At 41.5% G+C, this 20492-nt stretch carries 20 protein-coding genes and 1 riboswitch; of the genes, 11 read left to right on the top strand and 9 right to left on the bottom strand.

The window, feature by feature from the left end; all coding sequences use genetic code 11:
- Complete coding sequence (locus NKR21_RS17125; RefSeq protein ID WP_144457094.1) at window positions 1–609, bottom strand: TetR/AcrR family transcriptional regulator; 609 nt, start codon at window positions 607–609, stop codon at window positions 1–3.
- An 89-nt stretch (window positions 610–698) separates the two neighbouring features.
- Here NKR21_RS17125 and NKR21_RS17120 point away from each other — a divergent pair, with 89 nt between their 5' ends.
- Window positions 699–1247 carry a hypothetical protein gene (locus NKR21_RS17120; protein ID WP_144457096.1) on the top strand — a complete coding sequence of 183 codons (549 nt, stop codon included), beginning with the start codon at window positions 699–701 and terminating at the stop codon, window positions 1245–1247.
- A gap of 34 nt (window positions 1248–1281) precedes the next feature.
- Here the strand turns inward: NKR21_RS17120 and NKR21_RS17115 are convergent, their stop codons facing one another.
- Genes NKR21_RS17115 through NKR21_RS17105 form a run of 3 tightly spaced genes read right to left on the bottom strand, consistent with a single transcriptional unit; the run spans window position 1282 to window position 3849 of the window.
- Window positions 1282–2220 carry a metal ABC transporter substrate-binding protein gene (locus NKR21_RS17115; RefSeq protein WP_012011262.1) on the bottom strand — a complete coding sequence of 313 codons (939 nt, stop codon included), beginning with the start codon at window positions 2218–2220 and terminating at the stop codon, window positions 1282–1284.
- Window positions 2221–2233: 13 nt separating this feature from the next.
- A complete protein-coding gene (locus tag NKR21_RS17110; protein WP_012011261.1) occupies window positions 2234–3106 on the bottom strand; it encodes a metal ABC transporter permease in 873 nt (290 codons plus the stop codon).
- Entirely contained in the window at window positions 3106–3849 is a 744-nt protein-coding gene (locus NKR21_RS17105) for a metal ABC transporter ATP-binding protein (RefSeq protein WP_012011260.1), read from the bottom strand. Before NKR21_RS17105 ends, NKR21_RS17110 begins: the two co-directional genes overlap by 1 nt.
- A 425-nt stretch (window positions 3850–4274) precedes the next feature.
- Between NKR21_RS17105 and NKR21_RS17100 the strand changes: the two genes are divergently transcribed.
- From NKR21_RS17100 to NKR21_RS17070, 7 genes are all read left to right on the top strand, one after another.
- Window positions 4275–6374, top strand: coding sequence for a heavy metal translocating P-type ATPase (locus NKR21_RS17100; protein WP_144457098.1), 2100 nt, complete (start codon window positions 4275–4277; stop codon window positions 6372–6374).
- Between the two features lie 144 nt (window positions 6375–6518).
- Window positions 6519–7205, top strand: a complete 687-nt coding sequence (locus NKR21_RS17095) for a DsbA family protein (RefSeq protein ID WP_012011258.1) — start codon at window positions 6519–6521, stop codon at window positions 7203–7205.
- The gene (locus NKR21_RS17090; protein ID WP_012011257.1) at window positions 7202–7615 is read left to right on the top strand and encodes a disulfide oxidoreductase; all 414 of its coding nucleotides are present in this window, start codon (window positions 7202–7204) and stop codon (window positions 7613–7615) included. Before NKR21_RS17095 ends, NKR21_RS17090 begins: the two co-directional genes overlap by 4 nt.
- 146 nt (window positions 7616–7761) lie before the next feature.
- Complete coding sequence (locus NKR21_RS17085; RefSeq protein ID WP_012011256.1) at window positions 7762–8373, top strand: trimeric intracellular cation channel family protein; 612 nt, start codon at window positions 7762–7764, stop codon at window positions 8371–8373.
- Window positions 8374–8691: 318 nt separating this feature from the next.
- A complete protein-coding gene (locus NKR21_RS17080) occupies window positions 8692–10707 on the top strand; it encodes a Na+/H+ antiporter (protein ID WP_012011255.1) in 2016 nt (671 codons plus the stop codon).
- Between the two features lie 63 nt (window positions 10708–10770).
- Window positions 10771–11640, top strand: a complete 870-nt coding sequence (locus NKR21_RS17075) for an ROK family protein (RefSeq protein ID WP_012011254.1) — start codon at window positions 10771–10773, stop codon at window positions 11638–11640.
- 69 nt (window positions 11641–11709) lie between these two features.
- A complete protein-coding gene (locus NKR21_RS17070; protein WP_012011253.1) occupies window positions 11710–12555 on the top strand; it encodes an aldo/keto reductase in 846 nt (281 codons plus the stop codon).
- 40 nt (window positions 12556–12595) lie between these two features.
- On the opposite strand, the gene modB is transcribed toward NKR21_RS17070, so the two are convergent.
- The 4 genes from modB to NKR21_RS17050 form a co-directional block, all read right to left on the bottom strand.
- Window positions 12596–13258, bottom strand: a complete 663-nt coding sequence (gene modB / locus NKR21_RS17065) for a molybdate ABC transporter permease subunit (protein ID WP_012011252.1) — start codon at window positions 13256–13258, stop codon at window positions 12596–12598.
- Window positions 13258–14034: a molybdate ABC transporter substrate-binding protein gene (modA, locus tag NKR21_RS17060; protein ID WP_041815926.1), complete on the bottom strand. Its 777-nt coding sequence runs from the start codon at window positions 14032–14034 to the stop codon at window positions 13258–13260. The genes modB and modA overlap by 1 nt, the downstream gene beginning before the upstream one ends.
- Window positions 14035–14185: 151 nt before the next feature.
- Window positions 14186–16036: an LTA synthase family protein gene (locus NKR21_RS17055; RefSeq protein WP_012011250.1), complete on the bottom strand. Its 1851-nt coding sequence runs from the start codon at window positions 16034–16036 to the stop codon at window positions 14186–14188.
- 124 nt (window positions 16037–16160) lie between these two features.
- Window positions 16161–16652, bottom strand: a complete 492-nt coding sequence (locus NKR21_RS17050; RefSeq protein WP_050944121.1) for a metal-dependent hydrolase — start codon at window positions 16650–16652, stop codon at window positions 16161–16163.
- 172 nt (window positions 16653–16824) lie between these two features.
- On the opposite strand from NKR21_RS17050, the gene NKR21_RS17045 reads away from it, so the two are divergent.
- The 3 genes from NKR21_RS17045 (at window position 16825) to NKR21_RS17035 (ending at window position 19375) form a co-directional block, all read left to right on the top strand.
- Complete coding sequence (locus tag NKR21_RS17045) at window positions 16825–17253, top strand: MarR family winged helix-turn-helix transcriptional regulator (RefSeq protein WP_088001262.1); 429 nt, start codon at window positions 16825–16827, stop codon at window positions 17251–17253.
- An 82-nt stretch (window positions 17254–17335) separates the two neighbouring features.
- Entirely contained in the window at window positions 17336–17479 is a 144-nt protein-coding gene (sspJ, locus tag NKR21_RS17040) for a small acid-soluble spore protein SspJ (RefSeq protein WP_003213383.1), read from the top strand.
- A 121-nt stretch (window positions 17480–17600) separates the two neighbouring features.
- Window positions 17601–17779: riboswitch (Lysine riboswitch) on the top strand.
- Window positions 17780–17968: 189 nt separating this feature from the next.
- Window positions 17969–19375: an amino acid permease gene (locus NKR21_RS17035; protein ID WP_012011245.1), complete on the top strand. Its 1407-nt coding sequence runs from the start codon at window positions 17969–17971 to the stop codon at window positions 19373–19375.
- Window positions 19376–19410: 35 nt separating this feature from the next.
- Here NKR21_RS17035 and NKR21_RS17030 read toward each other — a convergent pair whose 3' ends face one another.
- Window positions 19411–20349, bottom strand: a complete 939-nt coding sequence (locus NKR21_RS17030; RefSeq protein ID WP_012011244.1) for an iron-hydroxamate ABC transporter substrate-binding protein — start codon at window positions 20347–20349, stop codon at window positions 19411–19413.
- Window positions 20350–20492 lie beyond the last annotated feature (143 nt).

The following is a 20492-nucleotide window of genomic DNA, read 5'->3' as shown; positions in this document are numbered from 1 at the left end:
TTATGAGGGAGACATGTCTTTTTTGGTGATGGATTGCAGATGCATCTGCAGCACGGAGCGTATGAGCTGAGGCGGTAAGCGATGAGGCTGCAAGATCCCATTCAATGCAAGTCCGTTGATGACCGCATAAAGCCGCTCAGTTTCGACGAAAAGATCGATATGATCAAGCAAAAGCCCATCCTCTTTTAATGTCATTAAACAATATTGGGTCATTTGGAAAAGCTCGTCATACATCTTTGCATTGAGTGGCTGTAAATCTGGTTCAGTCATCGACTTAACCGTAAAAGCCTGCCACACCTCCATTTCAAATCTTCGTTCTTCATCAAGTGGAAGAACCTGCTCCAATAACGCGAGAACATTTTCTTCCGTTGAACCATTCAGCTGAAGTCCTGTCATTCGCTCTTTGACTCTTTCCTGAATCAATGTCATAGAGAAGAGAAATAGCTCCTGCTGTGTGGAGAAATAATGACGCATAGAGCCAGCTGAAATACCAGCTTCTACCGCTATTTTTCGTACAGAAGCGTTTTCCAATCCATCCTGTTTAATCACTCTCATAGCAGCTTGAGCGACTTTTTGTTTTTGTTTATGGTGATCGACGATTTTTGGCATACATAGATTTTAGCACAGCTATTGTTTTTTTAACACAGTTGTGTTATTTTTTATTTAATACAATTGTGTTAAAAAGGATGTGGGGAATATTGGTCGGGTTATTGATTGTGGCATGTGAAATTGGCTTTTGGCTGTTTATTCTGGTCGGGTTAACACTGCGTTATGTGTTTAGACAGAAAAAGTGGGGCGCATTCTTTCTCATTTGTACACCAATTTTGGATCTCATTCTTCTGGCAGCGACGTATTTGGATTTAAGACAGGGGGCTGTGGCGAGTGTCATTCATGGGCTCGCGGCTGTTTATATTGGGGTGAGTCTCGCTTTTGGACATCAGATGGTGAAATGGGCAGATGTCCGGTTTGCTTATCGATTTGCAGGAGGCCCTAAGCCGAAGGGAAGACCAAAATACGGGAAGGAACGGTCTGTGTATGAAATAGTCGGCTGGACGCGGCATCTCGTCTCTTATGTCATCGGAGCTGGTCTACTATTTGGGCTATCCTATCTCATCCAAGCACCAGAACGGACGGAAGCACTGATGCAGCTAGCAAGAGTATGGGGAATGGTCTTAGGCATTGATTTCGTCATTAGCATCAGCTATGTGATCTGGCCAAAAAAACACCCGCAAAATATAGCCAGCTAATAAAAAAACAGGCGAAATCATTTCGCCTGTTTTTTTATGATGAAAGCCCTTTGTAAATGGTGTCAATATTCCATTTCATCATCTTATAGTAGCTGTCTCCATCTTCACCTTTCTTTCCAATGGAGTCAGTGAATACTTTTCCTTTAATCGGAACACCAGTTTCTTCAGATAGGCTTTCAAGGCTACGTTGATCGACACTTGTTTCAAGGAAGAGCGCAGGTACTTGATGATCTTTGACGAAATGAATGATACGTTTCATTTGTCCAGGTGTTCCTTCATTCTCTGTGTTGATCTCCCAAATGTATCCAGCCTCTAGTCCATAAGCATCTGCAAAATACTTGAAGGCTCCCTCACTTGTCACAAGACGTTTTTTATCTTTTGGCAGCTGATCGAACTTGTCTTTTGCTTCATTATGAAGCGTTTGAAGTTTTTTGATATAGGCTTCTGCATTTTTTTCGTAATCCTCTTGATGCTCAGGGTCCGCCTTAATAAGTGCATCTCTAGCATTTTTAGCATACAGAATCCCATTTTCGACATTTAGCCAAGCATGTGGATCCTGCTGGCTTTCGAGTCCTTTTGAAGATAAATGTTTGACTTTGACACCTTTACTCATTTCGGCTACAGGTGCATCATCCCCGTCCTTGCCACTCGATTCGAGCAGCTTTTGAAACCAGCCATTCCCTGTTTCAAGGTTTAAACCATTATATAGAACAAGGTCTGCATCCGTTGTATGCTGAACATCCTTTGGCAGTGGATCAAATTCATGTGGGTCTGTACCAATGGGAACAATGCTGTGAATAGAGACGTGCTCTCCGCCTACTTCCTTCACAATGTCATAAAGAATGGAGTAGGTCGTGACGACTTTTAATGTGCCGTCATCTTTGCCGGAATTATTTTGCTTAGTAGAACAGCCTGTGATGATCATAAGGGCAATGAATACTGCGGTTAAACGGATTGCAAATACCTTCTTCATATATGTCCTCCTTTTACATAGACGCATCCTTTTTTAGCTGCGTTCGTTTTTGTTTAGATTTTAATGATCTCCATAGAATGCCTTGTTTTGGTGAAAAGATAAAGGCACTCCCGAATAAAATAGTCGCGACCAGCACGATAGAAGCGCCAGATGACAAATTATACGTAAAACTAAGTCCAAGTCCGGCGACAGCAGAAACTGCCCCGAAAAAAGCAGATAGATAGATCATGATCCATAGCCGGTCTGTTAAAAGATACGCAGTGGCTGCCGGCGTAATAAGCATAGCAACGACAAGAATAATCCCCACAGTTTGCAGTGAAGCAACGGTCACAAGGGTCAACAAGGTCATGAGAAAATAATGGATCATACGATTCGGTAAACCGTAAACCGAAGAAATGACCGGATCAAATGAACTAATGAGCAATTCTTTGTAGAAAACGATGACGGCCAGCAGGATAAAAATGCCGATGCCAAGCGTAATCCACATATCAGATGATCGAACAGCTAGAACGTTTCCAAACAAGATATGATATAAATCACTGGAACTTTTCAAAAATGTGATCAAAATGATCCCAATTGAGAAAAAAGCGGTGAAGACAATCCCAATCGCAGAGTCATTTTTGATGCGACTGTTTTGACTCACGTATCCGATCCCAATCGCTGTTAATACGCCAGTTAAGACGGCTCCAAAGAAAAAATTAATGCCTAGCATATAAGAGATGGCGACACCTGGCAGTACAGCATGTGATATGGCGTCTCCCATCAAGGCCATGCCCCGTAAAATGATAAAGCAGCCAATGACCCCGCAAATAATGCCTACCATCACGGATGTAAATAACGCTTTTTGTAAAAACGCATATTCAAAGAGTCCGGTTAAAAATTCCATTACACGTCTCCTCCTGCTGATTTTAAGAATGGTAGCTGCGTTTCATATGCCTCCAGCATGACCTCTGGACGTAGGATATCGTGTACAGGTCCTGCTTTGATGAGTTTTTTATTTAATAGAACGAGATGGCTGAAGTAATCATCGGCTTTACTTAAATCATGATGGACCACTAAAATGGTTTTTCCTTCATCTCGTAATTCCTTCAAAATGCGAACCATCGTTTCTTCACTCGCCATATCAATCCCAACAAACGGTTCATCCAAACAGAAGAGCTGTGCATTTTGCGCAAGTGCTCTTGCAAGGAAGACACGCTGCTGCTGACCGCCGGATAACTCACCAATCTGTCTTTTAGCAAAATCCTGCATGCCCACTTTTTCTAAACAGTGGTACGCATAAGCCCGGTCTTCTTTTTTGGGACGTTTGATCAGGCCAAGCTTCGGATATGTTCCAAGTAGGACGGTATCCAGCACATGTATAGGAAACGTCCAGTCTAGATCATTTCTCTGTGGTACATACGCAATCTGCTTTCTCACTTGTTTAAAGGGCTGTTCAAAAAAGCGAATATCCCCTTGGTCTTTTTCAATTAAATCCAAGCATGCCTTGAGTAAAGTCGACTTGCCGGCACCATTTGGACCTATGATTCCTGTCATCGTTCCTTCCTGTATGGAAAGAGAAATGTTCTCTAAAGCATCCTGTCCGTGATATGAGACATGAAGACGGTCGATTGTTAAAGCATTTGGCATCTCTTGCGGCCCCTTTCAATCTTCATTGCACTTCCTAAAGTTATATGCATACATTAAATAATTTTGACTAAAGGATGAAATGATTCTCTAACGCTAATTTGTTTCCTTAGGGAAACTTTTATTTTATTCTAAGCGTATGTCCTCTTTTTGTAAAGAGAAAAACTGTACTTATTCTTATAAGAGGTGAAACGATCGTTTTTATGTTATGCGTAGAGCGGAGGACATGAGCTTGGTTTATTGAAAATCAGCGTGACAAAATGGGACACAAAAAACCCATTTATTTCTTCATAAATGATTGACAGAAGATAAGAATGCCTCATATAATAAGGGTAATCTAATATATGAATATATGCTCATATATAAAGTTTTTAATAAGTTGAATCGATCCAGGGAACGTTACTTATCATATAGAAAAAGGTGAGAACATGAAAAAGATAAAGGATGAATACGTATTAAACGGTCTTGATTGCGGCAACTGTGCACGTAAAATAGAAACAGGTGTCAGCAAAATGGATGGAGTGGAAGCTTGCTCTGTTAACTTTGCGACAGGCACCTTGACTGTCACCCATGCAGATAAGCAAGAAACGATGTCGAAGAGAATTGAAAAAACTGTTCAATCCATAGAACCTCATGTGAGTGTATCACCGAAAGAAGAGGGACATCATCACGATCATGATCATGGGACGAAAAATTTAAGAACGATTGTACTGAAATTAATTGGCGGAGCAGTCATTGGAACAGCCGCTTTCTTTATCCCTGAAGATGGTGTATTAAAGTTCCTTATGTTCTTCGCAGCATATTTACTGGTCGGCGGTGATGTGGTTTTTAAAGCCCTGAAAAATATCGTGCGCGGTCAAGTATTTGATGAGAACTTCTTAATGACCATTGCAACAGTTGGCGCTTTTGTGATTCAGCAATATCCAGAGGCACTGGCAGTGATGCTCTTTTACCAAATTGGAGAGCTCTTCCAAGGGGCGGCAGTAAACCGTTCAAGACGCTCAATTAGTGAATTAATGAATATACGTCCAGAATATGCGAATCTAAAAGTCGGAAATGAAACGAAAAAAGTGAATCCAGAAGAAGTGAAAGCCGGGGACCGTATTGTCGTGAAGCCTGGTGAAAAAATTCCGCTGGATGGGCTTGTTATCGAAGGATTCTCTCTTGTTGATACCTCTGCACTAACAGGGGAGTCAGTGCCGCGGGATGTAGAAGCAGGAAAAGAGGTTCTTGCAGGATTTGTGAATCAAAACAGTATACTTGAAATTGAAGTCCAAAAAGAGTTAAGCGAATCGGCCGTGACTAAAATTTTAGATTTGGTTGAGAATGCAAGTAGCCGAAAAGCACAGACAGAAAATTTCATCACAAAGTTTGCAAAATATTATACACCGGCTGTCGTCGTGCTCGCCTTATTGCTTGCCTTTGTGCCACCGCTACTTATTCCATCAGCACAATTGTCTGACTGGGTGTACCGGGCACTTGTCTTTCTCGTCATTTCTTGTCCTTGTGCTCTTGTTGTATCCATTCCATTAGGGTTTTTCGGGGGAATTGGGGCAGCGTCTAAACGAGGCATCCTTGTCAAAGGCAGTAACTATTTAGAAGCATTAAATTCTGTGAAATATGCGGTATTTGATAAGACAGGCACGCTCACAAAAGGAAACTTTACCGTGACCAATATTTCCACAGCCAGTGACAAGTGGTCAGAAGAAGAGCTGCTTTCTTTTGCCGCACTAGCAGAAGCCCATTCCTCTCATCCTATTGCAGAATCGATTAAAGCGGCATACAGCTTACCACTTGATGAAAGCCAGATCGAAGCATATGAGGATATCGCGGGACATGGAATTAAAGCGACCATCAGCGGTTCTCACGTCTTAGCGGGAAATCACCGCTTGATGGAGCGAGAAGGCATTGTGTATGAAAAAGAAAAAAGAAGCGGAACCGTTGTTTATATGGCGATTAACGGTGAATTTGCCGGATCAATTTTGATCGCAGACGAATTGAAAGACGATGCAATCGAAGCCGTATCTGCTTTAAAAGCGTCTGGTATTCAAACCGTCATGCTCACAGGTGATGCTAAACAAGTCGGAACTGCGGTCGCCAATCAAATTGGCATTGATGAAGTACATGCAGAATTATTACCGCAAGATAAAGTAACGAAATTAGAAGAAATTGATCAGAAAAAGGCGCCTCAAGAAAAGCTATTATTTGTTGGGGACGGCATTAATGATACACCGGTATTAGCAAGAGCGGACATAGGAATTGCAATGGGCGGGCTTGGTTCAGATGCAGCTGTCGAAGCGGCTGATATTGTCATCATGACGGACCAGCCATCAAAGGTAGCAGAAGCCATCGCTGTCGCAAAACGAACAAGAAGGATTGTCTGGCAGAATATCGCATTTGCCCTTGGCGTTAAAGGCATCTTCCTTTTACTCGGTGCATTCGGTATTGCAACGATGTGGGAAGCCGTCTTCTCGGATGTCGGTGTCACCGTACTCGCTGTTTTAAATGCGATGAGGGTCATGAAATAAAATTGTAAGGAAAATTTCATGAATACCATCTTTCATAATAGATCCCCTCTTGTTAAAATAGAAGAAGTTGGATAATGGCATTCTTCTAAGCTATTATCCTTTTTCTTTTGTAAAAGGAATGAAAAAGATAAGGTAGGTGCTTATGTGAGTAAGAAAAATAATCAATCTTCATCCATTAAATTTGCTGTCATTTTAACCATTATTGCCGCTCTTCTCATCGGTATATTTGTTGTGATTGGAAACAAGAACAGCCAAGAAGCACAAACAGTTGACAGTAAGCCTTCGATTCAAGGACAACCTGTCATAGGAGACAAAAACGCAGCAGTGCAAATTGTCGAGTTTGGAGACTACAAATGTCCGTCATGTAAATCATTTGAAACAGACATTTTCCCAAAACTGAAAGCAGACTACATAGATAAAGGCGATGTATCCTTCTCATTTATTAACTTACCACTGCCTGTTCATGGAGATGGCGCAGTGTTAGCAGCACTAGCTTCTGAAGAAGTGTGGAAAGAAGATCCAAAAAACTTCTGGGCATTCCATGAAGCTGTCTATCAAGCACAGCCAGATAGTGAAGCAGAATGGGTGACGCCTGCTAAGCTGACTGAACTGGCGAAAAAGACAACAAAAATTGATACGGACAAACTCAAAGATCATTTATCAAAGAAAACGTATCAGCCGCAGCTGAACACAGACAATCAGCTTGTGAACAAATACAAAGTGAATTCAACACCAACGATCTTTATTAACAATAAACAAGTTCAAAATTTCTATGACTATGATGAAATCAAAGAATTAATTGATCAAGAACTTAAAGGGAAGAAATCATGAAGAATAAGCTTATTTACTTGTACAGTGCTTGGATTGTCTCGATCGTTGCGACGATGAGCAGCCTGTATTTAAGTGAAATTAAAAAGTTTATTCCATGCGATATGTGCTGGTTCCAGCGCATTTTCATGTACCCGCTCGTGCTTTTACTAGGAATTGCTACGTTCCGGGGTGATGTTAAAGTGAAGTATTACGTACTGCCTTTGGCTGTCATCGGTGCTTGCTTTTCCATCTATCATTATATGGAACAAAAAATCCCAGGCTTTGCGTCGATTCGCCCTTGTCTCAGCGGCATTCCTTGTTCTGTAGATTATTTGAACTGGTTTGGTTTTATCACCATTCCGCTATTAGCACTTATTGCATTTATTCTGATCATCATCAGTATGCTGCTGTTAAATGCAAAAGAAGATTAAGAGATGGCCTGCTTTTTAGCAGGCTGTTTTTTATTTTTGCAAAAAGATAAAATTTAAAGAAAATTTGTATTGCTTTTCGCTTATGTCAGATATACATTAAGGGAGTAGTATTAGATGATCAGATCATGTAAGGAGATAAGCGGAAAATGGCATGGGAAGTCTTAAGTATCATTGGTATTATCGCATTTGCCATTAGTGGTGCGATAGTAGCAATGGAGGAAGAGTACGATATTCTTGGTGTGTACATTTTAGGGATTGTAACAGCTTTTGGCGGTGGAGCGATTCGGAACCTATTAATTGGTCTTCCGGTGTCTGCTTTATGGTCACAGGGCAAAATGTTTACCATTGCTCTTGTATCCATTACGATTGTGTTTCTTTTTCCAAAGCTTTTGCTCAAGCACTGGAGCACATGGGGGAATTTCTCGGATGCAATTGGCTTAGCAGCGTTTGCGATTCAAGGTGCATTATTTGCGGTGCAAAGAGAGCTTCCGCTCAGTGCGGTCATTGTGGCAGCCATTCTGACTGGGAGCGGTGGCGGAATTGTGCGTGATTTATTAGCAGGGCGAAAGCCACTTGTGCTAAAAGCGGAGATTTACGCAGTCTGGGCAGCACTTGGTGGCTTATTCGTAGGACTCGGTTTAGCACAAGGAGAGATTGCTTTGTATTTGCTGTTTCTCATCCTCGTCGTATGTAGGGTGTGTTCCTACCTATTCAAATGGCGGCTTCCCGCTAGGTCTTATTTTTTAAATAAAGGGTAAAACGAGAAAAGAGCGATTTCGCTCTTTTTTTGTGTTTAATACGAGCTGGATCTCAGCAGGTGATAGAGTTTTCGTGTAAAATAAAAACAGGATCTTTTGTTCATCATTAGAACAATACATGTGATGAAAATTTTGTCAGTTGGCTGAATATGTGGATTCAGTCTTTTTTTGCCTAGATGGATTGTTATGTGTTGGTTTCTCTTTTTGCGGAATACTAAGAAGGCATATATCACTGAACGGATGAATGCTTGAAATGAACACATCACTGCATGTAAGCAAAACTTGACGAAAACATGAATTAAGGAGGGACACGTATTAGTGGAGATTTTTTTAGCAGTGCTCGTACTACTCGCACTCATTGCATCATCTAATATTATCAATCGTTTTGTCCCCTTTATTCCAGTCCCGTTAATTCAAGTGGGCTTAGGAATACTGGTGGCAGCTTTTCCTTCAGGTTTGCATATTTCTTTAAATCCTGAACTATTCTTCGTTTTATTCATCGCGCCGCTGTTATTTAATGACGGGAAGCGTACCCCAAGGGACGAACTGTGGAAATTAAGAGCGCCGATTCTTTTGTTAGCCCTAGGATTGGTCTTTGCGACAGTCATTGTCGCGGGATATACCATCCATTGGATGATCCCAAGCATTCCGCTTCCAGCCGCATTTGCGCTAGCAGCGATTTTATCACCGACAGATGTGGTAGCAGTCAGTGCTCTTTCCAGCCGTGTGAATATGCCAAAGGGCATCATGAGACTTTTGGAAGGCGAAGGATTGATGAACGATGCATCAGGACTTGTCGCCTTTAAATTTGCCATTGCTGCAACAGTGACTGGCGCTTTTTCAATCGCTGAGGCATCCTTTAGCTTTGTCCTAATTGCCGCAGGTGGTCTATTGACTGGATTTATTCTATCCTTTTTTATCATTCGTTTTCGCTATTTTCTCCGCCGTTTAGGAATGGACGATGTCACGATGCACATCATCCTGCAAATCCTTACACCATTTGTCATCTATTTAGCCGCTGAAGAAATTGGTGTATCCGGCATTTTAGCCGTTGTTGCTGGCGGTGTGACACACGCTATTGAGCAGGATCGAATGGAGGCAAATTTAGCCAAACTACAAATTGCTTCATCAAACACATGGAATATTATTTTATTTATTTTAAATGGACTTGTTTTCGTTATTCTTGGATTGCAGATTCCTGATGTATCGACAGTCATTTTCCAGGATGAAGCGTTTAATAATATGCAGGTCATCACTTACATCTTAATCATTACGCTGTGTCTTATGATTCTAAGGTTCTTATGGGTATGGCTCTTCTGGGCAGGGAAATGGAGCGCAACGAAAAAGCAAAACGTGAAAAAACCGAAACTTCGCGCCTCGATGCTCATGACATTCTCTGGTGTACGCGGGGCCGTGACATTAGCCGGTGCCTTCTCCATCCCATTTACACTTGCGGACGGATCACCGTTTCCTGAACGACATTTGATTATTTTCCTCGCAGCAGGCGTCATTTTATGTACACTCATTTTAGCTAGTGTGCTACTGCCTCTTCTATCCGAGAAAAAAGACAAACAAATCGCTGTCGATTTGGATACAAAAATTCAGCATGCGAAACGGAAGCTGCTGAGAAGTGCCATTAAAACGTTAAGAGAAGGAATGAATGAAGACAACAGGGAAGTGTCTCTTGCACTCATCAATGATTACCGAATGAAGCTGCGTAATATCCAGCGTGAGCCATATCAATTTGGGATGAGAAGACAAGAGAAAAAGATCAGGCTACACGGAATTAAAGCGGAGCAGATGAAGCTCCAACAACTCATTGAGGAAGAGAAAATCGATCAACAAGAAGCCTATGAGCTGCAAGAAAGATTCCATGAGCTCGAAATGCTGTACTCAAACTCCTTCAAAATTCGATTTTCAAAAGTGAAGTTTCTACGCTTGCTTCAATGGCTCCAATTATGGCGGCCGAATCAGCTCGTTTCCAGTGGTATTTTAGAAAACGAGGACTCGTACAAACAAATCCGTAAGAAAACGGCAGAGGCTGCTGTTGACTCGATCAAGCAGCATATGAACGATGAAAATAAACAAACGTGTCATCAAGTGATTGGCTTTTACAACCAAGTCATTTATCGCTGTGAACACGGCCCAAGCTTCTTTCAGCAAAAAGATCGTTCATTTGACCGGAAGAAAAAAGAGCTTAACTTCCAAGCTGTACAGACGATTCGAAATGAAATTCAAACGTTGTATGAAAATGGTGAAATCAATCGTGATATTGCCCATCATCTAAGGGAGTATATCAATGATATGGAAGCTGTTCTCTTGACCAATACGTAATGTTGTCATCTCCTCCCCTATGTTTTATGATGAAGAAAGAGAACAAGCAGGGGGAGATCAATGATGGCGTATTATGGAGCAATTGAAGCTGGCGGTACAAAGTTTTGTTGTGCAATCGGCAATGAGCATGGGGATATTCTCAAAGAAATGACGATTCCTACAGAGCACCCAGAAAAAACATTACAAAAGCTCATCCCATTTTTCGAGCAGCATGACATTGAAGCATTAGGGGTCGGCTCCTTTGGACCGATCTGTGTCCAAAAGGACGACCCTTCTTACGGTTATATCATGAACACGCCGAAAGTAGAGTGGAAGCATTATCCGTTCATCCCAGAGCTAGAGAAACAATTAAAAGTCCCAGTATCTTTTACAACAGATGTCAATGCGGCAGCCTTAGGTGAATTAACAAAAGGAGCAGCCAAAGGGCTGAATAGCTGTATGTATATCACGGTCGGTACGGGTATCGGTGCAGGCGCTGTTGTAAAAAACGAACTTCTTCACGGACATTCGCATCCAGAGATGGGACACATCCTTGTCAGGCAGCATGAATCAGACGTTTTTGAAGGAGTTTGCCCAGCGCATGGGACATGCTTAGAAGGACTGGCAGCTGGACCAGCGATTGAAAAAAGATGGGGGAAATCTGCGAAAGAACTGACAGAGGAAGAATCAGTTTGGGCACTTGAAGCCGATTATTTGGCGCAGGCGCTAATGCAGTACTCGCTCATTTTAAGCCCAGAACGCATCATTATGGGCGGGGGCGTCATGAAACAAAAACAGCTGTTTCCATTAATTCGAGAGAAGCTTGCTGCTTATCTCAATGATTATGTAGACCTGCCGCCGCTTGATTCATACATTGTCTCTCCTGGACTTGAGGATAAGGCCGGCATGACAGGTGCTTTGCTGTTAGCCATCGAAGCGAAGAAAAACGCCTGATAATAGAGTTTTAATGGACAACGTGAGATAATGAAAAAGATGGAATCTATGAAAAAGGTGGTTGTTAAAATGGTCAAAAGCTTGAATGATACCGTAACACTGAATAACGGAGTAGAAATGCCTTGGTTTGGTTTAGGTGTATTCAAAGTGGAGGACGGCAATCAAGTGGTAGATGCCGTAAAAGCAGCCATACGAAACGGATACCGCAGTATTGATACGGCTGCCGTTTATAAAAATGAGACAGGCGTAGGCAAAGCAATTAAAGAATCTGGCGTGAAACGAGAAGATTTGTTCATTACGTCTAAAGTATGGAATACGGATCAAGGCTATGACAAAGCGCTGGCTGCATTTGACGCAAGCTTGAATCGATTAGGTCTTGATTACCTAGACCTCTATTTGATCCATTGGCCTGGTCCAAATGCAGAAACATTTAAAGACACATGGCGTGCGCTTGAGAAGCTTTACAAGGATGGGAAAGTGAGAGCCATTGGCGTCAGCAACTTCTATATTCAGCATTTAGAAGAGCTGTTAAAAGATGCAGAGGTTGTTCCAGCCGTGAACCAAGTTGAATTTCATCCGAAACTGACACTTGTCGAACTACGTCAATATGCAAAAGAAAAAGGCATTCAAATTGAAGCGTGGTCTCCGCTTATGCAAGGAAAGCTATTAGATCATGACGTATTAAAGGACATGGCTGCACGCTACAACAAATCTGTTGCGCAAGTCATCTTGCGTTGGGATCTACAAAGCGGCGTCGTGACGATTCCTAAATCAATCAACGAAGAACGTATTAAACAAAATGCAGATATTTTTGATTTCGAACTTTCCAAAGAAGACATGGAAAAAATTGATGCATTAAACAATAACGAACGCGTCGGCTCGAATCCAGAGACGATGACGGTTGGGTTTGAATAAATAAAAAAATCCTCTTTCTCATGTGAGAAAGGGGATTTTTTTATTTATTTCTACGCACAGCCAAAAGCATTATAAAAGATAAGATCACGATACAGATTGTCCAGGCCCAAGCAAGCTCCATGCGTCCAGAATCAATCGCCACATAGATAGCGGTTGGGAGTGTTTGGGTTTTTCCTGGAATGTTGCCAGCAAACATTAAGGTCGCTCCGAATTCTCCAAGGGCTCTTGCAAAGCTAAGGATGCTGCCAGACAAGAGGGATGGCAGGGCAAGAGGTACAGTAATATAGGCAAAGACTTGGAATGAATGAGCACCATCTACTTTTGCAGCCCCTTCAATATCTGACTCAATTGTAGAAAAGCCCGCCTTTGCTGATTGATACATGAGCGGAAATGCGACGACTGTCGAAGCGATGACCGCCGCCCACCATGTGAAAATGACCGGCTGATGGAAGATCCATTCAATCGCGCCCCCTATTAAGCTATGTTTTCCGAATACGACGAGCAATAAAAAGCCAACGACTGTTGGTGGGAGAACGAGTGGCATCATCAGAAGCGTTTCCACAAGCATTTTCCCTTTAAAAGTTGTTCGCGCCATCCAAAAGCCAATCGTTGTGCCAAAAACAGTGGCCAACAGTCCGCTAACGATCGCCACTTGAATGGACAGCCAAATGGGTGATAGAAAGTCTTCAGTCAGCATAGGCATTACGACACTTGAAAGCCATATTTCTTAAAAATAGATTTGGCTTTATCAGATTGAAGAAATTGAAAAAAGACCTTGGCTTCCGTTAGATGTTTTGTCCCTTTGACAATCCCTACTGGATATATAACCGGAGAGTGCATGTCCGAATTTGCTTCAGCTGCGATTTTTACTTTTTTAGAAACGAGGGCGTCTGTTTTATACACAACACCAGCGTCTACATTTCCTGTTTCGACGTAGCTTAGAACTTGACGTACATCTTTGGCATAGACAGCATTCTTTTTCACTTGGTCCCATATGTTCAGTTTTGTAAAGAGCTCTTTGCCATATGTACCAGCAGGAACCGATTCAGGTGTGCCAAGAGCAATCTTTCCTTTTATGTGCTGGACGTCTTGAAAGCTTTTAATAGAGGAAGAGCCATCTTTTGGCACAATAAGGACTAACTCGTTTTGTATAGCATCCTTGATATAATCTTGATCAATGTCTCCAGATTGAACAAGTTCATCGAAGGGCTCTTCTGCTGCTGAGAAAAAGAGATCGGCTTTTGCTCCTTGAGCGATTTGCTGCTTCAATGCGCCGGATGACCCGAAGTTATTTGTTAATGTCACATGTGGATGCTGTTTGTGAAAGGAGGCTTCAATCTCCTTTAGTGCATCCTGAAGACTTGCCGCTGCTGAAATCACAAGCTCTGTTTTTTTCTTCGTATTAGATGGCTTCATCTCAGTTTGGCATCCACTCAGGAGCAAACATATGGAGATGAGGGCTAAGAATATATACTTCATGTTCACACCTCTTATCATTCATTATCATGTATTTTCCTTTATTATAAGCAAACTTATTTGGGCATTCATAGACTTTCAGTAAAAAGAGAAAAGAAAAAGCCGCCTGATGGCGACTTTCAGTGTGATGACTAAAGAGATCGTTTGATCCTGTTTATTGCTGATAAAAACGCAGTAAATTCCCATTGATCACCTTGTCTGATAAGGAGAGCTCTTTATTGGCTTTTTCTATATAGGGCTGACATACTTCATCCTGCTTCACGGGTTCTTTTGTTTTTTGATCATAGCAGGTGTTTTTTGTATAGAGATACTCATCTGTAATAAAGTTCCCGTTTCTCAATACAGCGAAAGGCGTCCGTTCATCTGAAAATAAATCATTGCCGAATTGAATGGAATTCTTTGTTTCAATCCCTAGTAAGTGAAGAAGTGTCGGCTTGACATCCATTTGACCTGCTGTTTCAGAAATGGTCTGTGGTGCTTGATCTGTGACGCCAGGAATGTAAATCAAAAATGGAACACGCTGCAGTTTGACCGCATCAAACGGTGTGATTTCCTCTTGATTGAGCAGCTGTGCCATTGCCTCATGATGTGCCTCAGAGATGCCATAATGGTCGCCCATGAGGACAAACATCGTATTGTCATACAATCCTTCTTCTTTCATACGATCAAAAAACATCTTAATCGCTTCATCTTGATAGCGGACGGTCGTCACATAGCGGTTTAAAATGGTACTGGACGAATCATATTCATCAATAAACTGATCCTGCGGGTCAATTTCAAATGGAAAATGATTGGTCAAAGTGATGAACGTACTGTAATAAGGCTGCTTCAACTTTTTTAAATAATCAATGGATTGATCAAAGAAGTCGATATCCTTTAAGCCCCAGCCAGTGGAATTCCGTTCATTGACATGATAAGAATCGACATCATAGAAACGATCAATTCCTAGTGATTCATACATCACATCACGATTCCAAAACGTTTTGTTATTCGCATGAAATTGGACGGATTGATAGTTTTCCTTTTTCAACTGCTTGTATAACGTGTCATATTTATTATCACTCGCTGTGAAAAAGACAGCGCCACTGCTAGAAGGATAGAGGGAATTAGCAACAATAAACTCTGAATCGGACGTCTTTCCCTGCTCTGTCTGCTGATAAAATTCATCAAAATAAAAACTCTTTTTAGCCAATTGATTTAAAAAGGGAGTGATATATTGTCCATTTACCTTTTGGTTCATGACAAATTGCTGCGTCGATTCAAGTGAAATGAACACAACGTTCTTGCCTTTAGCAAGCCCAAAGTACTCTTCGTTTGGTGCACTGTAATCAGCCTTTGTATAGTTTGCTACAGTAGAAAGCGTATCTTCATCTGCAAAGGCCTTTTGTCCAATGCGTGCTGTTTGGGCAGCACCGTCGTACAGATGGAATTGGAACAGCCCGAGGTTTCTAACAATGACTTCACGATCATAAGAGCTTGTCAGAAATCGAGGGTGATCCATCATAGCTGAGCTGATATGAAACAATAGGAAACTACAGCAGATCGCATAATATGTTTTGATCGTCTTGTATGACGCTTTTGGGGCTAATGGTTTGCGTTTGAGCAGCCAAGCAAGTACGACAAAATCAACGAGCATCAACACAAAAAGCGGGTGGAATAATTCCGTCATACTGCTACCCATATCTCCCATGTTCTTCGCTTGGAATAGCACGGGAATGGTAATGAAATCAATATAAAAGCCATAAAAGATCGTATTCGATATCAATATCGCCGTGAGAATAAAATTTGCAGTCAATAAAAAAACCTTTTGTTTGGTTTCATTTAAAAAGAGAGCTATCCCAAACAAAGGAAGTAGAAAGCTAAGTGGATTGATCAAAAGCAGCCATTCATGAAACAGATTGGCCGTTCGTATGTGAAAACCTAGTTGATAAATGATGTATGTTTTCATCCACATGAAAAGGATGGAATACACTAAAAACCAGTGATTTTTGAAAAACGCTTTCATTTATGTATCTCCTCACCATTCTGTATTCAGCTGCAAGGCAAAAACACTTATCTTAAACCTACTAAAAAAATGAGGAATGATCAATTCATAACTTATCTTTTTCGCAAAACTCTTTTTTATTCTGTTAGAACTGAATGGGGATCGATATGCCGCAAATGACGGCGATGTAATAACAGGTGACGACAGTGAGAGCAGCTAGTACGACTTGTTCTCCTGTGCTGCCTGTTTTGACATAGAAGGGGAGACGCACTTTAATGGAAGCTGGAAATAAGAATTTAATGCCGTTCACTGTCCCAGCATCAAGGATAAGGTGGCTCGCCATTCCAACTAGTAAACCGATACTTAGGCTGTCATTTGGAATGTATGTTGTCGCGAGAAAATAAATGATCAGTAGAAATAATAAACTGTGTGTAAATGTGCGATGACCGAACACGCTGCTGATCAGGGCCGAGAGCAGCGGAAATTTTCTACCGATTTTACTTTTTGTATGGCAAAGATCAGGAATCAAAGCACCTGCTGATCCAGCTGCAGCCATGATCACTGGGTCGAATCCGTAGTAGTAGGCGACGGCCGTTGAGGCGGCGATTCCGCCCATAATGTGTGTTTTTCCTGTCATGATGCGTACTCCTGTTCTGTTTTTTTGTTCAAGTATTCACTATATCAAGGGTGAATTTATTCAGCAAGGCTTATTTCTAAAGAAAAAAAGGACAAAAGGGTTGGCTGATTGGAAAAACATTCTATAATAGGGGGGAAGTCATGTTGATACTAACGATAAGGATGCGATTCGGATGGGTAATGCAGACATTTTAAAAGAAATTGTTCTTGTACATTATGAAGTCAGCCGTAAATTAAACCGCAAGTTACTTGAGTTAGAAAAAGACATCACGCCTCCGCAGATATATGCTCTTTCTATTTTGATACAAGGCAAAGTATCAGATGCCGAAGAGCTGAAACAAAGACTCTCTTTAAACCCAGGTGCAGCCTCCATTGCACTCAACAAATTGTGTGAGCAGGGCTATATTCAGAGAGAACGGGACAAAGATGACCCCTCACTCGTCCGATTAGAAGCCACCGAAAAAGGGAAGGCGATTTATGAGAAACATACACGCCTTTTTGGGAAGGTGATTCAGCATATGATGTCAGACTTCACAAAGGAAGACTTAAAGACCTTTTTGATGTATCTGCAAAAAATGAGACAGACCTTTCATGATGATTAAGCCTTTCCACTTTGTATAATGCGGCGCACTGTAGCACAAATTAATCGGGCAACCGCATTTTATGAAAAGGGAGGAAACAGCGATGTCATTTTTCCAAAAGGATAAAAAGGCGAAAAGCGAGAAAGACCACAAGCAAGTAGATCAGCTGTTAGAAGAAGCAAGCAAAGAGCTAGCAGGCGATCCGCTTCAGGAAGCTGTACAAAAGAAGAAAAACAACGATCAATAAGCAGGTATAGGGCAGAGAAAAGCATCTCTGCCCTTTTTCTATGTTTTACCCTTTGACAGAAATGAGAATGTTTGATAACCTTCGTGTAGTAAAAATGAATAGAAATCCTCACGCTATGTCTCAGTGAGGTAGAGGTTGCGCGGATGATGAGTCACTCATGGGAGAGATGGAATCGAAGATCATGAGAAAAAAGGCATCAGCGCCGAAGTGTATAGAGAGCTCCAACTTTCTTTATGCTGGGTCTGCATTGAATAAATGCAGGACTGCCACGTCTTTGAAGCGTGGAGGGCTATCCGGAGATCAAGGTGTATGTTTTGAAAAGCATGGACTGTTGTTCAGGCTTTTTTTTATGTTCTGAGTACCGAAGATAAGGGTATGCTGTTAAGAAAGTGACCCATGAACATAAAGAATACAAGTCATTGCTTCACAAATATATCAATGAAGATACTGCCGGGTCTGGTCCGAAGTGAATATAACGGAGGTACGGAAATGGAACAGACAAAAAAATGGGGTTTTTGGTTATTGACGGCATTTGTCGTCGGAAATATGGTAGGTTCAGGCATCTTTATGCTGCCAAGTACGCTTGCCCAGCATGCTAGTCCTTTAGGTGTGACGATGGCATGGCTTGTCACAGGTGGCGGTGTGCTGATGATTGCACTTGTTTTTGGGCATTTGTCCATTCATAAGCCGCAGCTAACGGCTGGACCACAAAGTTATGCAAGAGCACTTTTTAACGATCCGAAAAAAGGGAAAGCGGCCGGTTTTACAATGGTTTGGGGATATTGGGTAGCAAGTTGGATTAGTAATGTCGCAATTATTACGAGTCTTGCCGGTTATTTAACGACATTTTTCCCTATTCTCACCGTGAAGACGGAGATTTTCACCTTTGGAAAAGAAGCGATCACACTTGGTCAGCTGACAACGTTTATTGTATGTACCATTCTTCTTTGGGGAACACATACGATCTTAATTACAAGCTTAAGCGCTGCAAGTAAATTAAACTTTATTACGACCTTTTCAAAGGTACTTGGGTTCGTCCTTTTTATTGTTGCGGGATTATTTGCATTCCAAACGGCATTATTTGAACATTATTACTTCCCAGTTGCAGCAGAAGGTGAAGGAATGCTCGGACTTGGAGGCCAAGTTCATCATGCGGCCATTTCCACACTATGGGCATTTATTGGCATCGAATCTGCTGTCATTTTATCAGGAAGAGCGTCCTCGCAGCGTGATGTGAAACGTGCAACGATTACAGGTCTTTTAATTGCACTCTCTATCTACATGATTATTACTTTGATTACAATGGGCGTCCTGCCGCACGATCAGTTGCAAGGCTCAGATAAACCATTCGTTGACGTACTACAGCTTATTATTGGGCCGGCTGGCGGAATTGTGATGGCACTGCTTGCGATTATTTGTTTATTTGGTTCGATGCTCGGCTGGATCTTACTTGGTTCAGAAGTACCGTATCAAGCAGCAAAGGCTGGCGATTTCCCAGCAGTATTTGCAAAAACAAACAAAAAAGGCAGTCCTGTTTTTGCTTTAACGGTTACAAATATCATGTCACAGCTGTTTATTTTCTCAGTAATGTCTCGTACGATTAATGAAGCTTTTACCTTTTTAACGACATCAGCGACACTTGCGTATCTCATTCCGTATATTGTGTCTTCGATCTATAGCTTTAAAGTCATTATGCAAGGTGACACGTATGACCTTCAAAAAGGGAAGCGAACAAGAGACGGAATCATTGCGCTGATTGCAATGGGATATTCCGCTTGGGTTATTATTTCAGGAACAGCTGATTTGAAAACATTTGGACTTGGCATCGGCCTGTTCTTAGTAGGTATTTTGCTTTATCCATTCATGTCAAAAGGATTTGCGAAAGGAACGGAATAAGGGAAACGTTTCTCCACATTTGGAGAAACGTTTTTTTATGATGCAGATGTTAAACGATCGACAATAAACTCAAGCTGTCCTTCTAATGAAACTGGGTCATTAAAGAAGTACCCGACAGGATCGATTTCAAATACGTGTTTATTTTGTACAGCAGGAAGTGATGCCCAAATGCTGCTTTCATACACCTGGTCCCCTTTACTTTTTGAACCGCTCCATGGACTAGTGAAAATAAAGTCGCCTGCGTATTCTGGCAGCTTTTCAAGAGAAATGTTTGCATAGCCGACGCCGCTGTCGATGGCATCTTTTTTCACTGCCTTTGGCGCACGTAATTTCAGCTCGTCATAAATAATTTCGCCTCCGCGTGCAAAGGTGTTTCCAAAGATATAGATCCCTTTATCAAAAGGTGACACGATAGAAACAGTTTTGTTGCCGATTGCTTTTGTGACTTTAGGCTTTACCTCACTTATTTTTGTATCCCATTTTGTGATCCATTCTGTTGCTTTTTTCGGTGTACCTGTCATTTTACCGAATTCTTTCAGTTGATCTTTAAAGGAATATTGATTGTATTTAATGGCAACGGTTGTCGCAATTTTTTTGTATTGATCAAATTTTTCATCTTCACCCCAAGCGATAATCATATCTGGCTTCAAAGCGGCGACCTTTTCGACAGAAGGGGTTGTTCCAAGGTTTTTGACACCATCCGTTTTGCCTTTATAGAAAGGGTTTTTAAAGATAGGTGCAGTTGCAGCAATTGGCGTCTTGCCAAGTGTCACGAGGTCACCGTAGTAGCTTTCAGCGAGAAGCACAATTCGTTTTGGATCTTTAGGGAGTTTGACTTCACCTTTTACATCCTGATAGGTGATGGTGTCATCCTGGTTGGCGCCAGATTTTTTATTTGAAGTGCTGCTGCAAGCAACTGTAAAAAGCATGAGAATGGCTAAGGATATCAAAAGAAATCCAGATCGGTTTTTCACAAAGTTTCTCTCCTATTCACGTTCATATGATAATGATTCTCAATTTCAATTATATCGTAACATGATGGAATGAAAAATGCATCGGCTATTTTAGGACCAAAAGAAAAATGGTGAATTTCTCCCGGTTTTTTGATGAAAATAAA

It is taken from the genome of Bacillus sp. 1735sda2 (assembly GCF_024159245.1).
Taxonomy (GTDB): Bacteria; Bacillota; Bacilli; order Bacillales; family Bacillaceae; genus Bacillus; species Bacillus pumilus_O.
The sequence above is the reverse complement of the archived record's forward strand: the minus strand, read 5'-3'. Positions and strand labels throughout refer to the sequence as shown.

Excerpts from the sequence above, each read along its gene's own strand:
- NKR21_RS17035 (WP_012011245.1), top strand. The coding sequence starts at position 17,969 with ATGGAACAGACAAAAAAATGGGGTTTTTGGTTATTGACGGCATTTGTC.
- NKR21_RS17090 (WP_012011257.1), top strand. The coding sequence starts at position 7,202 with ATGAAGAATAAGCTTATTTACTTGTACAGTGCTTGGATTGTCTCGATC.
- NKR21_RS17075 (WP_012011254.1), top strand. The coding sequence starts at position 10,771 with ATGGCGTATTATGGAGCAATTGAAGCTGGCGGTACAAAGTTTTGTTGT.
- NKR21_RS17085 (WP_012011256.1), top strand. The coding sequence starts at position 7,762 with ATGGCATGGGAAGTCTTAAGTATCATTGGTATTATCGCATTTGCCATT.
- NKR21_RS17050 (WP_050944121.1), bottom strand. The coding sequence starts at position 16,652 with ATGACAGGAAAAACACACATTATGGGCGGAATCGCCGCCTCAACGGCC.
- NKR21_RS17100 (WP_144457098.1), top strand. The coding sequence starts at position 4,275 with ATGAAAAAGATAAAGGATGAATACGTATTAAACGGTCTTGATTGCGGC.
- NKR21_RS17125 (WP_144457094.1), bottom strand. The coding sequence starts at position 609 with ATGCCAAAAATCGTCGATCACCATAAACAAAAACAAAAAGTCGCTCAA.
- NKR21_RS17115 (WP_012011262.1), bottom strand. The coding sequence starts at position 2,220 with ATGAAGAAGGTATTTGCAATCCGTTTAACCGCAGTATTCATTGCCCTT.
- NKR21_RS17070 (WP_012011253.1), top strand. The coding sequence starts at position 11,710 with ATGGTCAAAAGCTTGAATGATACCGTAACACTGAATAACGGAGTAGAA.
- NKR21_RS17055 (WP_012011250.1), bottom strand. The coding sequence starts at position 16,036 with ATGAAAGCGTTTTTCAAAAATCACTGGTTTTTAGTGTATTCCATCCTT.
- modA (WP_041815926.1), bottom strand. The coding sequence starts at position 14,034 with ATGAAGTATATATTCTTAGCCCTCATCTCCATATGTTTGCTCCTGAGT.
- sspJ (WP_003213383.1), top strand. The coding sequence starts at position 17,336 with ATGTCATTTTTCCAAAAGGATAAAAAGGCGAAAAGCGAGAAAGACCAC.
- NKR21_RS17105 (WP_012011260.1), bottom strand. The coding sequence starts at position 3,849 with ATGCCAAATGCTTTAACAATCGACCGTCTTCATGTCTCATATCACGGA.
- NKR21_RS17110 (WP_012011261.1), bottom strand. The coding sequence starts at position 3,106 with ATGGAATTTTTAACCGGACTCTTTGAATATGCGTTTTTACAAAAAGCG.
- modB (WP_012011252.1), bottom strand. The coding sequence starts at position 13,258 with ATGCCTATGCTGACTGAAGACTTTCTATCACCCATTTGGCTGTCCATT.
- NKR21_RS17045 (WP_088001262.1), top strand. The coding sequence starts at position 16,825 with ATGGGTAATGCAGACATTTTAAAAGAAATTGTTCTTGTACATTATGAA.